10 protein-coding genes are annotated in these 14,893 nt (G+C 55.0%); 2 read left to right on the top strand and 8 right to left on the bottom strand.

Going from position 1 to position 14,893, the window contains the following annotated elements:
* Positions 1-21 precede the first annotated feature (21 nt).
* From U5L07_04305 to cphA, 6 genes are all read right to left on the bottom strand, one after another.
* Complete coding sequence (locus tag U5L07_04305; protein MDZ7830954.1) at positions 22-2,370, bottom strand: DUF1566 domain-containing protein; 2,349 nt, start codon at positions 2,368-2,370, stop codon at positions 22-24.
* A 59-nt stretch (positions 2,371-2,429) separates the two neighbouring features.
* Positions 2,430-4,109, bottom strand: a complete 1,680-nt coding sequence (locus U5L07_04300) for an Hsp70 family protein (GenBank protein ID MDZ7830953.1) — start codon at positions 4,107-4,109, stop codon at positions 2,430-2,432.
* Entirely contained in the window at positions 4,109-4,867 is a 759-nt protein-coding gene (grpE, locus tag U5L07_04295; protein MDZ7830952.1) for a nucleotide exchange factor GrpE, read from the bottom strand. Before grpE ends, U5L07_04300 begins: the two co-directional genes overlap by 1 nt.
* Positions 4,868-5,081: 214 nt before the next feature.
* Positions 5,082-5,759, bottom strand: coding sequence for a hydrogenase nickel incorporation protein HypB (hypB, locus tag U5L07_04290; GenBank protein ID MDZ7830951.1), 678 nt, complete (start codon positions 5,757-5,759; stop codon positions 5,082-5,084).
* Positions 5,759-6,112: a hydrogenase maturation nickel metallochaperone HypA gene (gene hypA / locus U5L07_04285; protein ID MDZ7830950.1), complete on the bottom strand. Its 354-nt coding sequence runs from the start codon at positions 6,110-6,112 to the stop codon at positions 5,759-5,761. Before hypA ends, hypB begins: the two co-directional genes overlap by 1 nt.
* Before the next feature lie 343 nt (positions 6,113-6,455).
* Positions 6,456-9,128, bottom strand: coding sequence for a cyanophycin synthetase (gene cphA, locus U5L07_04280; GenBank protein ID MDZ7830949.1), 2,673 nt, complete (start codon positions 9,126-9,128; stop codon positions 6,456-6,458).
* Between the two features lie 134 nt (positions 9,129-9,262).
* Here cphA and U5L07_04275 point away from each other — a divergent pair, with 134 nt between their 5' ends.
* Positions 9,263-10,126, top strand: a complete 864-nt coding sequence (locus U5L07_04275; protein ID MDZ7830948.1) for a cyanophycinase — start codon at positions 9,263-9,265, stop codon at positions 10,124-10,126.
* Positions 10,127-10,164: 38 nt separating this feature from the next.
* Positions 10,165-11,592, top strand: a complete 1,428-nt coding sequence (locus U5L07_04270; GenBank protein MDZ7830947.1) for an ATP-grasp domain-containing protein — start codon at positions 10,165-10,167, stop codon at positions 11,590-11,592.
* 72 nt (positions 11,593-11,664) lie between these two features.
* Here U5L07_04270 and U5L07_04265 read toward each other — a convergent pair whose 3' ends face one another.
* Together U5L07_04265 and U5L07_04260 are read right to left on the bottom strand one after the other, a co-directional pair.
* A complete protein-coding gene (locus tag U5L07_04265) occupies positions 11,665-12,582 on the bottom strand; it encodes an isoaspartyl peptidase/L-asparaginase (GenBank protein ID MDZ7830946.1) in 918 nt (305 codons plus the stop codon).
* 30 nt (positions 12,583-12,612) lie between these two features.
* A complete protein-coding gene (locus U5L07_04260; GenBank protein MDZ7830945.1) occupies positions 12,613-14,670 on the bottom strand; it encodes a CocE/NonD family hydrolase in 2,058 nt (685 codons plus the stop codon).
* Positions 14,671-14,893: the final 223 nt, after the last annotated feature.

Below are 14,893 nucleotides of genomic sequence, written 5' to 3'. Positions count from 1 at the left end.
CTAATCCGGGCAGCTTTCCTGTTAATCGGGGGCTCTGACTGCTCGAACGGTTCCGCATTCAGCAGCATCCCGGCGAACAACCTCCCCATTCGTTTTGTTTTGGCCGGTCACCGTGTCAACGATCTTATGCCATCCATCTGAATAGCGGGAGTAATTCTCCGAACTCCAGTACCATTTGTTTTTATTGGAAGGGAAAAATGGCTCTTTTTTATAGATCTCGGTCAGCTCTTTTGGCGTGGGCAGCCGCCAGTCCGAATATCCGCCGGTTGACAGGTCTTTGACGTATTGCCGGGCCATGTCATAGGTAAGGCACTGATCCGGCCGGCTAATGCCGGAATCCACCAGGGTCCACATCAGTCCGGTTTCTTTATCCAGAACGACCCCTTCAGTTTTTTCAACAAACCGGTCATCGGCCTGGCTCAGATCGGAACGGATTTTTTCCTTGGCATCGTTTATGTGTTTTTCCCGGATGCGCTGGTCAAGCCGGGCCAATTCCTGGCGAATGTCTTCCTTTACCGTGGTGTCCGGATAGGCTTCTAAGTAATCCAGAAAGACCTGCCTGGCCGCGCTGAAATCATTCCCTTTTTGTGCCGCCTTATCCTTTAGATTCGCAAGAATTTGTTCATCCCTGTGACGTTTTTCATATTTGGGCAGCAACTGCTTGAGCTGATCCGTGTGGCTGTTATCATACAATTCAATATAGGTTTCGCATAGCCGGATGCATGTTTCCCAGTTTTCCGCTTTTTCGCATTCATTCAGCCGGTTTTTGACGAATATGAAATATTCGCTGCTCATGTCATCGATCAGCTGCTCGATTTCTTCCCTATGCGTCCCGTTCGGATGCTTCTCGATATAGTCCCGGGCCGCGGCGATCTTCTCATCCGGCGCCCCGTTGACCATGACGGACTCCAAGGCCTCGTAATCCCGCGCTTCGGCAAGTGATTCCATTTTACTGATTTGTTTTTTGGCCTGACTGACGTGGGGATTGTTGGGATGGCGCTCAATAAATGTCTCGTAGACCGCGGTTGCTTTTTCATATTCTTCTGCGGCCTTGTGCGGCTCCGCCTTTTCCAGGGCCGCAACGTATTGTTGTTTTTTGATCTGGTCCTGTACCTTTTGTATTTCCTGCCGAACCCTTTCCAGGTATTCACTGGATGGATTGGCGTCCAGATAATTACCCAGCCGCTTCAGTTTTTCCTCAGGATTCTGCTGCTGGCGGACATTGGCCATCATTGACTGAAATTCGGTTTCCTCAACCTGTGTCTGATGCATGTGCGAAAAAAACAGTCCCGCGACAATCGCCACGATGATTGCCGCGGCCGCAGCCCCGCCGATAATCAGCTGTTTTTTGCGTTTATTCGGGGCCTTGTCAATTTTATAGCCTTTGCGGCTGCAGTAGCTTTGGATATAGGAGTTGGCTTCCTGCTGGTCCATGCCGAACTCCATGGCTTTCTGGACCAGCACATCATAGTATTCCGGCCGGACTTTGCCGTTGGTGGCGGCAATATCGATGTCCGAGTCAAGCGCGGCCAGCCGGGAGCGGGCCAGTGAAATGTCGTAGGCATTCCGGCTTTCATCGGATTTGAAAATGGTCATGCAATGCCCGGCCAGGGTGTTGCTGGCGGTCACTGTGGCATCTTTCCGGCTGATGTTGGCCAGTTCTTTCTTTTTCCGGTTGGCCTGGGCGTGCAGGGATTCAAGGTCGGCGCTTTCCGGCAGCCCCAGAAAATCATAGAGTGAGGATTTGCCCAGGATTTTCAGGTTATCATTGATGGTTTTCTCAAGGGATTTATCAATGTGGCGCGGCTTGACGTCGTTTTGTTCCTTGTCGTCTTTTTTTATCGGGCACCGGACCCGGCGGCGGAGATCATCCTCGCTCAGGGAATGCCGTTTGGCGATTTTGGCGATCTCCGCCTCGGTGATATAGCCTTTATCCATGCGAAGGCTGATGGCCCGGTCGATATGGCCGAATTTTTCCTGTTTCTTGGCATTGATCCGGTCCTGGATCTCGTTTTGGGACAGGCCATGCACAGTGGCCAGCTTGATCACTTCTTCCTGTGAGAGAAAGCCCTTGCCCATCAGGATGTCGATGTGCCGGTCGATCTCCGGATATTTGCTTTCTTTTCCCTGCTTGATGACCTGTTTGGCGGCTTCCAGCTCTTCGGCCCGCAGCTGCGGGTCCAGCATCACTTTTTCCATCTCAGGGATCAGGCTGATGTTTTTCTGGGCCTGGAGTCCCTTGGTGGGGTGGTTGCGCAGCTTGCTCCATTCCGTCTGTTTCTTTTTGATCCGCTGCTTGATAACTTCAGGATCAGTCTCCGGCGGTTCGATGGAGAGGTCTAACAGGATATAAAAATTTTCACGTTCCATGAAATGTTTCTAGTGTTTAGGTTTAATTTTAAATCTGCCTGCAAGACAGGCGGGCGGCGTTAATGAACCACCAGGCTCTGGGAGCGGGCCTTGGCCTTTTCCAGAGCCTCACCCTGAATGACCGAGGCCGTATCCAGCACCACCTCCACCTGCCGGGTTTCACTGGTTTCCAGGGCGGTGATATGCAGGCGCCCTTCCTCGTTTAAGCTGAAGGTGATTTCAATCGGCAGATCCGCCGGCAGCTCGGGCGGGAGATTCAATACCGCGGTTTTGATTTCAACCGCATGGTCCAGCGGAATTTCCACGCTGCTGGTTTCGCTCTCCATGATCCGGATGAGAACGGTCTGCTGGTTTTCCACCGCTGTAAAGAAGTTCTTTTTGCGGCTTATGGGAACGGCCGTATTTCGCAATACCAGATTGAATATGATTTCTTCGTTCTTCGGGTTATGCGCGACCACGCCGAAGCTTTTGCTGGTCACATTTTTGACCTTTAGCATGGCGCTTTGAATGGTGGGCAGCGTGTAGCCGGTATCATCGGCCACTTGCTGGGCCGCAGCCTTGAAGTCCTCCGGTTTGACCTGCTTGGTTTCAATCATTTCCGAGAGATTGGCAAATTCCTCCACCGATTTCTGGGTCTTTTCCGCCAGGCGCTGGATCAGGCCGTCGTTTAGGCTGAGTTTCCAGCCATAAATGGCCGCCCCCTTGGCCACCGCCTCATCCGGATCAAACACCTTCGGGGTAACCTCGAATGCCTGCTTGATCTGCTCCTGAATCTGGGGCATCCGGGTGGAGCCGCCGACCAGGATGATTTCGTCAAATTTTTCATGGCCTTTATCCCGGGCGGCGCTTAGCATATCCCGGGTAAAATCAATGGTCCGCTCCAGAAGGTCCGCAGTGACTTCCTCGAATTTTTCCCGTTCCAGAACGATTTTTACCCGCTCGCCCCCGTGGGTGACCGAAATCGGGGTCTTGCTCCGCTGACTTAATATCTTTTTGGCCTTTTCCGCCGAAAGCTGCAGGTCCTGCCAGGTGTCCGGGTCCTCCAGGATATCCTCCTGGCTCTGGGTCTCTTCCTGGTACTTTTCCACCATATAGGCGACGATCCGATCATCCCAATCCTTGCCGCCCAGATTGTGATCCCCGCCCGTGCAGACGACCTCCACCGAATCCTTTTGAATGTCGATCATGGTGACGTCAAATGTGCCGCCGCCCAGGTCATAGACCAGCACCACGCGGCTTTCGTGCGTGTCCAGCGTGCCATAGGCGATGGCCGCGGCCGTGGGTTCGTTGATAATCTGACGGACATTGAATCCGGCGATCTCGCCGGCTTTCCGGGTGGCCTCCCGCTCATTAATGCCGAAATAGGCCGGACAGGTGATGACCACGTCCGTGACTTTCTCGCCAAGATATTGCTCCGCATCCTGGGCCAGCTTTTTCAGTATATAGGCGGAAATTTCTTCCGCCCGGTAATCTTCATTATTGTATTCAAATACAAAATTCGGCTCGCCCATGGCCCGCTTGACAAAGCTGACCACTTCATTGGGGTATAGTTTGGAGCTTTCCTTGGCCACATCCCCGACCACAACGGAATCCCCGTCAAAAAATACCACCGAGGGCGTAATCCGTTCATTTTCGGCATTGGGAATGATCACTGCCTTTCCGAACTCATCCACGTAAGAAATGGAAGAATAGGTGGTGCCCAAGTCGATTCCGAAAATGCGTTTACCTTTTTTCTCCATCAGATCTCCTTGTTATCAGCATTATCAGCCGTGGATTCACGATTGCAGATATAGATTGAAACAATCTCCGGGCGGATCACCTTGCCGTCCCATTCATACCCCGGGCGAAGCCGCTGGGCGATCGTTTTATCCTTTAACGGATCATCGGTTTCAATTTTATTCACCACGCGCTGGCGGGTGGGTTCAAGCGTATCGCCTTCCGTGGTAAACGCCTCCACGCCTTCCCAGGCAAACATATCTTCCAGTTCCTGGGCCATATCTTCCAAATACTGGAGCAGTTTGGCATTGTTTTCCTCGGAAAGGGGCTGCTCCCGATAGTGACCGATCAGTTTCCGCGCATCATCAATGATTTTTATGACATCGGTAAAAATTCGTTGCAAATATTTTTTAAGAAGCCCGTTCCGATAATCCTGAAGGGATTGGTGCAGGTCATCAATGACCTTGTTCTTGTGCTCGTCATATTTGATTTTGCTCTCAAAGGCGTCGGCCAGATTTTCAAGCTGCTGCTCAATCCCCTTGATTGCCGGAAACAGTTGTTCCACACCCTTTTCCGGGGGCTCATAAGGGGCATCCGGGGCATCTTTGGCTCCGGTTGTGTCTGCGGTGTGCGGCTCCGTCGATTCGGTATGGCTGATCGCCGCCTCAGCCGGTTCCGTGGCTTCAGCAGGGCGGTCGGATTCTGTTTCGGATTCGCTCAGATTGTCCAGATGGATGCCGAATTCCAATTCATTGCGGTCATTATTGCTGTTTTGATCCATGCAAGGCCCCTGATCTTAATTCGGGTTTTGGGCGAAGATGCGTCGGATTCTCAAGAATCTATAATTATTACCGCGCATTAAAGATGAACTCAAGCCGTTTGTCAAGGTAAATTTCTGTCCGGAACAACAAGTATCCTATTGAAAATGCAAACAATGTAGGGGCTGCACTGACAACCCCCGCCGACACCTTTAAATTCGACGTATTTTCTATCCCTTATCCGGCCGTGCCGTTGAACTCGGCTATGGTTTTTTTCAGCCAGTCCGTCCATTGGCTGATGCCCTCTCCGGTCTTACAGGACACTTCAAAAAGCGCTATATCCGGGTTGAGCCGGTTTACATGGGATTTTAAACGCGTTGTATCGAAATCCGAGAGCTGCATATAATCAATTTTGTTAACCACCAGCGCATTGGCCTTGGTAAACATCAGCGGGTATTTAAGCGGTTTGTCATCACCCTCCGGAACGCTCAGTATCATCGCATCTTTAATGGCCCCGGTGTCAAACTCGGCCGGGCAGACCAGGTTGCCCACGTTTTCGATGAATACCAGGTCCAGGGATGGGTTGTCCAGGCCATCCAGCCCCTTTTTTACCATGGTGGCATCCAGGTGGCAGAAGCCGCCGGTTCGCAGCTGAACACTGGGGATACCGGTTTCGGCGATTTTTTCGGAATCCACCACTGAATCGATGTCGGCCTCAATGACCCCGATGCTGATTTCATCTTTCAGGGCTTCAATGGTGCGCAGCAAAAGACTCGTTTTTCCGGAGCCCGGGGAAGACATGAGATTGATCATCAGGGTCTGCTCCCGCAGCAGCCGATCCCTTAGTTCCTGGGCCACCAATGCATTGTCTGCTTGAATGTCTTCCTTAATCTCAATCAGTTTGATCTTATCCATTACTGGGCCTCCATTTCTTTGATATAGTACTCGCGGCCGGAGACCAGGGTAAAATCGGCACTCGCCCCGCATTGCGGACAAACCACTTCGCCCAGCTGCGCTTTGCTGACGGATTCGCTCCGGCCGCAGGCATTACAGCGAATCACGATCGGCGTGCGTTCAATTTTCAGTTTTGCGCCGGCGGCGATCGTATCCTTGCTCAGGTAATCGAAATAATGCTGTATCCATTCATCTTCGAGTTCACTCAGCTCGCCGACGGTCAGGGTGATCGAGACAATTTGGCTGACCCGGTTGCGCTCGGCGTGTTTGAGCACAATATTGAGTATACGTTCGGTTACCGGCAGTTCATGCATTGCTGTTTCTTTCCAAACCGATTGACATAAAAATAGTATAGCACAGAAAAGGGCATTTTGCCTACCCTATCGTTTTGACAGGCAAAAGGCAAATTGAAGTTACAGGCGTCTATATCAGGTAATAATGGTCTCCGGAACGGGCGGCACGCCCCTGCTGGATTAAATGGTCAAGATGCTTTTTCACCATGCCCCGTTCCCCGAACATGAAGAACTCTTTGGGTTCCCGGGGTTTTTGATAGACAAACCATTGTTCTTTTTAAAATAATGGTAAAGCCGCCTTTTATTGGTTATATTTTTATGAAAGCAAATTTTGCCGACCGTTTACCGAAGCGGCCCAAAAGAGTTACTGCCGATATTCCGACTGAAATCCGATATTGGGGATTTCTGCCTGGGTGATGGTCAAATCCACTTCCTGCTCCTTTAGTGCTTTTATTTTGGCGGTCATCTCTTCGATTCGGCCGGTGAAAATGCAAATGATCGAACCGGGGGCGGCTTGCCCGAGGGCGTGGTCGACGGCGTCATCCTCGTCAAATATTATCTGCGGGTCGGTTTCCGGCTGGACGCTTCGGGCGCCTTCTATCACCAGATCCATGATTTCGCGGCTATCGCGCCCCCGTGCATAGTCGTGGTCCTCCCAGACAATGACCCGGTCGAAGTGCCGGGCTGCGACCAGGCCATATGCCCGCAGATCCTCGTCCCGCCGGTCTCCGGTTCCCGCCACGATGCCCACGCTGGAAGATACGCCCAGCGTGCCGACAAACCGGCCGATCGCTTCCATGCTCGCCGGATTATGTGCATAGTCGATGAGCACCCGGAAGCCTTCCAATTCGAAAATATTCATCCGGCCGGGAAGCTGGGCTGATGACGGAAAAAACGTCTGCAGGGCGGCGCGCAGATCCTCGGTCTTCACGTCCCGGACAAAGGCGGCCAGGCATGCGGCCAGGACGTTTTGAATTTGAAAGACGGCCTTGCCGGAATACGTCAAGGGGATGTTGATCACCCTGTCCACGATAATTTCCCAGTCCCCTTTGCGCAAGACAATGCTCCCGTCCAGGTATACGGCTGCAAGGCCGCCGGCGGCGCAGTGCTCATATATCCGGGGATTGTCCGGATCCATGCTGAAAAGAGCCGCATTGCAGCCAATATTTTCCCGCATGGAATATACATGCTCGTCATCGGCATTCAAAATCGCATATCCCGCCGGGTCGATGTTTTCCACCACGATTGATTTGAGCCGCGTCAGCTGCTCTATGGAATGAATACCGCTCAGACCCAGGTGGTCCGAGGTCACGTTAGTGACAACACCGACATCGCCCATGTCATAGCCTAAGCCGGAGCGAAGGATTCCGCCGCGGGCGGTTTCGAAAACTGCGCAGTCCACCGTGGGATCCCGCAGCACAAACCGGGCGCTTTCCGGACCGGAACAGTCTCCTTTGTATAGCAGCTGGTTTTGGATGTAGATGCCGTCTGTGGTGGTGCAGCCGATATTTTTGCCGCTCATTCGCATAATATGGGCGATCAGGCGGACCGTGGTCGTCTTGCCGTTGGTGCCGGTCACAGAAATGATGGGAATCCGGGCCGGATGCCCGCCGGGGAAAAGCATGTCCAGCACCGGTTCCGCCACGTTTCTCGGCTGGCCGGCGTTTGGGGAAAGATGCATGCGAAATCCCGGTGCGCCGTTGACTTCGATGATCGCCCCCTTGTTTTCGCTGATGGGCTCGGTAAGCGACGGGGCAATCACGTCGATGCCGCAGATGTCGATGCCGATAATCCGGGCTACCCGCTCGGCCATGAAGATGTTGTAGGAATGCACCGTATCGGTTACATCCTCGGAGACGCCGCCGGTGCTCAGGTTGGCCGTTGTCTTGAGGTAGAAAATTTCTCCTTCCGGCAGCACGGTTTCCGCGGTATAGCCCGCCTGCTCCAGAAGGCGCAGGGTCATGGCGTCCACGGTGATTTCGGTCAGCATCTTTTCATGCCCGTACCCCCGGCGCGGGTCGCTGTTGACTTCGTCGATCAGCTCCCGGATAGTGGATTTCCCGTCGCCGGTGACATGGGCCGGAATGCGGCGGGCCGCTGCGACGAACCGGTTGTCGATCACCAGCAGCCGATAGTCGTTTCCGTGGATATATTTTTCGACAATCACCCGGCTGGAATGATACCGGGCCGCTTCAAAGGCCGTTTTCGCATCGTCTTTGTTCCGGATGTTGATGGTGGCGCCCTTGCCGTGGTGGCTGTCCACGGGTTTAATGACCACGGGAAAGCCGAGCCGGTAGACGGCCTTTTCCATTTCCTCGACGGAATAGACCACATACCCGTATGGAACCGGGCAGGCGTTGTTGTAGAGCATGTTCTTGGTTTCTTCCTTGTCGTAGGCGATTTCAAGCCCGATGCTGCTGGTGCGGCCCGTAACGGTGGCCTGAATCCGCTGCTGATAAACCCCCCAGCCCAACTGGACCAGCGAGTAATTATTGAGCCTAAGCAGCGGAATATTGCGTTTTTTCGCCGCATCGACAATCGACTGGGTGCTCGGCCCGAACCGCTCCTCCTCCCGGATTTCGCGCAAGCGCAGGATGTCCTTTTCCACGTCATAAGGCTCTTTGGCGATTATGGCCCGGACAATGTCAAAGGCGGCTTGCGCCGCATATAATCCCGCCGGCTCCACTTCGTAGTCAAAGGCCACATTGTAGATCCCTTCCGGCACATCGGTCTGGGTACGCCCGAACCCGCACTGCATGCCGACCAGGATCTGGATTTCCAGCGCCACGTGCTCCATTACATGCCCCATCCAGGTTCCCTCTTTCAATCGCTCCAGAAAGCCGCCTTCATACCCCCGGGAGCACCGGTGCTCATAAAGGGACGGAAGGAGCTTCTCAAGCCTCTCCGCAAAACCGGGGATGGTGTTGGAGGGGTAGTGTTCCATCTCTTCTAAGTCAACGCGCATGACGATGAGGTTGTGCCGCCAATTGGACCAGTAATTAGGGCCGCGCAGGACCCTTGTTTCCAAAATTTTCATGATTACGACTTTTCCTTTTGTTGCAACTGTCCTTATTGATTAATACAAATTCAACCCCTAAACTGCCATTTGGAAGGCCAAAAATAAAAAAATACTTTCTTGCCTTACTCCACACAAGTAATTATAATCAGTTTATGAAAAAAACAAAAGGCATTTTACTCATTATCGGCGGCGATCTCTATCTTCCTTCCGAAACCAACGGCAAAGAGGAAATCGGCAACGGAGAGATTCCAGAAATTGAATCCGCCATTATTACGAGGTTCTGTGAGTCGCTAACCGGCGCCACCCATCGCATCGAAATCATTCCCACTGCATCGGGCATCCCGGAAAAAGCCGGGAAGCAGTACATCAAGGCATTTAAAAACCTGGGGTTTGACAACGTCGGGGTGATGGATATCCGGGAACGGGAAGATGCGCTGCATGAAGAGATGGTTCAGCGGGCCCGGGAAGCCGAAGGATTTCTGTTCACCGGCGGAAACCAGCTGCGGCTGACCACGATTTTAGGCGGCACGGAATTTCTGGATGTCATCCATGAACGCTATATCCACGAGCCTGTGGTGATTGCCGGAACCAGCGCCGGGGCCATGGCCATGTCCGATACCATGATCTACGAGGGGAGCAGCCACGAGGCGCTGAGAAAGGGAGAGGTCAAGCTGAGCAGCGGTTTCGGGTTTATTCAAAAAGTGATTATCGACACCCACTTTGTAAAACGCAGCCGGATCGGGCGCCTGTTCCAGGCGGTTGCCGCCAATCCGTCCTACCTGGGCATCGGGCTGGGCGAAGACACGGGCCTGCTGATCCGGAAGGGCGACATCCAGGAGACCGTCGGTTCAGGCCTGATCATCGTGGTGGACGGCTCGGGCATCCGGCACACCAATTTGGCCTCCATCAGCGAAGGAGAGCTCATCTCCATAGAAAATTTAAGCTTGCATGTTCTGGTACCCGGTGATGTATTTTACCTGTCCGAGCGGAAACTGGTTCCGTACCGGACCGGCTGACGAGTCTTTTACAATGGATCGGAGAAAATTCGAAGAAAATGAAGAAAAACGTATTTATTATCGGCCTTGATGATTTCAACCTGCAGATGCTGCAATCCCTTAAACATGCCGATGAATGCAACTTTATCGGCTTACTTGATATTCATGACTTAATCGACAGCGGCCAGTACCGGCTGGCCGACATGCTGGCGCTGGCCGAGAAGGAGCTGCAAAACTTTGACGGCCCGGTTGACGCCATTGTCGGATACACGGATTTCCCGGTAAGCACCATGACACCGATTCTGTGCGCAAAGTTCAATGTTCCCGGCCCGAGTCTCGAAAGCGTCCTGAAATCTGAACACAAGTACTGGAGCCGCCTGGAGCAAAAACAGGTCATACCCGAGCACATCCCCCGATTTTGCACGTTCGACCCGTTTGACGACAACGCCCTTGAAAAAATCTCCCTTGATTTTCCCTTCTGGATCAAGCCGGTCAAATCCACCGCCTCCCAGCTGGGATTCCGGATCAACAATAAAAGGGCCTTTAAACGGGCTGTCGGAATCCTGCGGGAGAAAATCGGGTTATTCAAGCCTTTTGACTACCTGCTGGACATGGTGGTGCTGCCCGAGGAAGTGGCCCGGGTGAATTCCTCCTTTTGCGTGGCCGAGCAGATCATATCCGGGCACCAGTGTACCCTGGAAGGCTACGTCCGAAACGGTGCAGTGCATACATACGGCATTATCGATTCCATCCGGGATTCCAACCGGACCACTTTTTCCCGGTATCAGTACCCATCGGCGCTGCCCGGACGCGTGCGAAAAAAAATGACAGAAATCACCGAAAAGGTTATGACATACATCGGTTTTGACCAATCCGCCTTCAACCTCGAATTTTTCTGGGATGAAAAACGGGACAAAATCTGGTTTCTGGAGATCAACACCCGCATTCCCCAGTCGCATTCCGATCTTTTCATGAAGGTGGACGGCGCCTCAAACCACCAGATCATGCTCGACGTGGCGCTCAACCGGGAGCCTGCGTTTCCGAAGCGGCAGGGGAAATTCCGGGTGTCCGGAAAATTTTTCCTTCGGGAATACCAGGACAAGCGGATCACCGGGATCCCAACCAAAGAAAATATCCTTCAAATCAACGAAGAAGTGCCGGGCATGCTGATCGATATCCAGGGCAAAGTCGGGATGAGGCTCTCGGAGATTCCGGAGCAGGACAGCTACAGCTATGCCACCGCCTTTATCTACCTGGGCGCGGACAGCCAGAAGGAGCTTCTGGACAAATACCGAAAGGTTCGGGAGATGCTGCGGTTTTCCTACGAGGATCTTACCATACCGGTGCTTTTGCCGGAAAAAGCCCAGCAGATTATGCCGGAAACCGACCCGCAGATCGCCATCCAGGTGCTGAGTTCTCCCGTGGAGCTGCCGGTGAAAGAGTCCACGCCGTTGACAGGCGGGGTGCAGGATATGACCAGGCCGTGACGGATATGCAGGTATTTCCTGGTTCATTTATCTTATTTTGGTTTTTGTTCGGGGCGCGCATGCGCGCCCGACCTACTGCCAATTGAGCGGCGGGCCGAACATAGCCACCCGGTCGGCTTCGTCCTGCCGGGCCAGGCCGCGGAACATCCCCCGGGTGGTAAAGGAGATGGCGGCCCGGCCGGCCGCATCCACGGCAATGAGACCGCCTTTTCCCCCGAGCGTTCGGATGTTTTCCAGGACCGCCGCAGCGGCTGCTTCCAGGGAAAACCCGCCGAACTCCACCAGGGCGGCGATCCGCTTGGCCGCCGCCCGGCGCAGAAAAAATTCCCCCTCGCCCGTGCAGCTGACAGCGCAGGAAGCGTTGTCCGCGTAAACACCCGCCCCGATCACCGGCGAATCCCCAACGCGGCCGTACTCCTTGCCGGTGATCCCCCCCGTGGACGAAGCTGCAAAGAGGTTTCCCGCCCTGTCGAGGCAGACCGCCCCCACCGTGCCGAACTGCTCCCCGGCCGGCTTTTGGGCTGCAAGGTATTCTTCCCGGCGCCTGGCGGTTTGGAAATACTCGGGATCCGCTGTTTCCAGGCCCTGGATTTCGGCAAATCGCTCCGCACCCGGGCCAATGAGCAGGACATGGGGAGATTTTTCCAGCACAAAGGCCGCGGCGCGCACCGGATTTTTGATGCCGGTGACCCCGGCCACGGCCCCGGCGGCAAGGTCCTCGCCGCGCATAACGGATGCATCCATCTCGATTTTTCCGCCATGGGTAAACACGGACCCGCGTCCGGCGTTGAACAAAGGGCAGTCTTCCAGGACTTTGACCGCGGCGCAGACCGCATCCAACCCCCGGCCGCCGACGTCCAGCACCGCCCGTCCCGCTGCAAGACTTTTGCGCAGAAACAACAAATGCTCCTGTTCGGCTTCGGGGCCGTAATATTGCCGGGTGATGCCTTCACAGCCGGCATGGATCAAAAGGGTGTATTTTGCGGCCACGGGTCTGCTCCTGTTGGTATTTTCGCACAATTATACGTGATCCCGGGGGATCTCGTATTTCCAGTTGCGGGAAAATACCCGCTCGTCGTTTTCCCAGGCATCGAGTTCGGCATGCAGGACAAAATGGCTCTCGGTGGATGTCAGTACGGTGCGGGTGGTAGTCCGCACACCCCAGTCGCCCCGGGTAAAGCTGCGCTGCCAGAGGGTCTCTCCCCGGACCGAGTCAAAATCATCGCCCTGGTAGGAGTACCATTCCAGGGTTTTGCTGCCGACCGTCCAATCGATGTCATCAAACCGGAACACCCCCTCGTCCTTGATCACTTCGAGGGTGGAAAGGTCGTCACCGAGATCGCGGACCACCCGCCATTTGAGGTGCTGTGGCGCCAGGCGGGTCATGGCCGGCGGCGGGGCGCCTTCGGGACCGGCAAACGGGCGAAGCTCCTTGTCACCTTCCTGCGGCTTGCGCCCGGGAAGCGTAATGCGGCTTGCGCCGGTATGGATCGTAAGCCGCACCGGACGGGGCGGCGGCCAGGCCAGGGGCCAGTAGGAGGTGGATATGGAGAGGCGCAGGCGGTTGCCGGCCGCAAAGTGCTGGGCGATATGGTTTAGCGGAAACGACACCGTATATGTCCGGCCCGGCACCAGATGTTCGGGCTTGTCGTGCCCGTTTCGGTGGCAGAGGTTGAGCATCCCGTAGGTAATGCGCGTGGCCTTGTCATCCGGGGCCACGTCGGAGAGCCGGGCGGCGACCATGCCCATGGGCCGGCTGGCGGAAAGCTCGAGGTGAAGAACCGGTGCGCCCAGAATTTCCAATGGCTCCTCAAGCGGCAGGGTTTCGAATACCAGGGAGCCGCCATCTTCTTCGCGCTGGTCGTGGGGAAGATCCGGCGGCGCGGCATAGGAGCACCATTTGCCGGCATACAACCCCACGCTGAGCGGAGACTGGATGGTCATGGCAGCCGGTTCCGGCGCGGCTGTATCCGGGGATGAGTAAGGGGAGGCCGCCGCTGCATCTTCCGAAAGCAGGTGTGCGCCGTCCAGGTAAAACTGCCTTGCGGCGATCCGTTCAGATGGCCAGGACGTTTCGGCCACCCAGCGGCCGGGGCGCTTTTTGTAGCGGGTGGAGGGCGCAACGCTGTCCTGCATCCAGACACGAAGCATAGGCTCTTCCATGACCCCGGTCTCTTCTCCTTTCAGCCAGGTATCCCACCAGCGCAGGGCTTCCTGGAGAAACCCGATGGCCGGGCCGGGTACGCCGAATTGGGGGTACTTGTGGCTCCAGGGACCGATAAGCCCTTTGCGCGGTGTTTTGAGTCCGGCCAGCAGCCGGAATACCGCATTGGAATACCCGTCGGCCCATCCGCTGACCGCCATGACCGGGCACTGGATGGCCGCAAAATTCTCGCATACGGAGCCGTGGCGCCAGTAGTCGTCACGCCGCTGGTGGGAAAGCCACTCGGCCAGCCACAACCCGCTTTTTTCAAGCCGTTCCATCCACATGTCCCGCCACGACTCTCCTGCCAGCAGCGGATCGGGCGGGCACGCATTGTAGGCAAACATGGTCGACGCCCAGGACAAATTGTCGCCCAGGAGGCATCCGCCCATATAATGAACGTCATCGGCATAGCGATCGTCCGTCGAGCACACCGTAATGACGGCCTTCAGCTCCGGCGGCTGCAGGGCGGCGATCTGAAGGCCGTTGAATCCGCCCCAGGAGATGCCGATCATACCGATCTTTCCGCTGCACCAGGGCTGGGCAGCGATCCACCGGAGCACTTCCAGGCCGTCCTGCTGCTCCAGGGGGAGGTATTCGTCCCGAAGCACGCCCTCAGACTCCCCGGCGCCGCGCAGATCGACCCGGACGCAGGCATATCCATGGCCGGCGAAATATCCGTGGGTAATGGCATCTCCAACGGCTTCAAAATCGCGCTTGCGATAGGGGATGTACTCCAAAATGGCCGGCACGGGCTGTTGATCAGCTGCCTCCGGAATCCAAAGCCGGGCCGCCAGGCGGGTGCCGTCGGACAGGGGAATCCACGCGTGCTCCACTTCCCGGACCGGGCAGGGAAAATCGGTAATTGTTTTCATGGGTTGTCCATCCTGGAACGGGTTGCAAAGACTTGCTGAAAATGGCGACATGGCCATAAAATATGGCTGAAAAGTTTGCAGGTTCCGCCACGTTTGTTTATTATTAATAGTATAATGGCAAACCGGGAATAAAACAAGATTTATCCTGGTTTATCCTGGTTTGCGCATCTACTGCATTCATTTGGCAATGACGCCGGCAATTTCCTGTGCAGGGCCCGTCCGT

This window comes from Desulfobacterales bacterium (genome assembly GCA_034520365.1).
Lineage (GTDB): Bacteria > Desulfobacterota > Desulfobacteria > Desulfobacterales > Desulfosalsimonadaceae > M55B175.
Note: the sequence above shows the minus strand (reverse complement) of the source record. Positions and strands in the feature narration are given on the sequence as shown.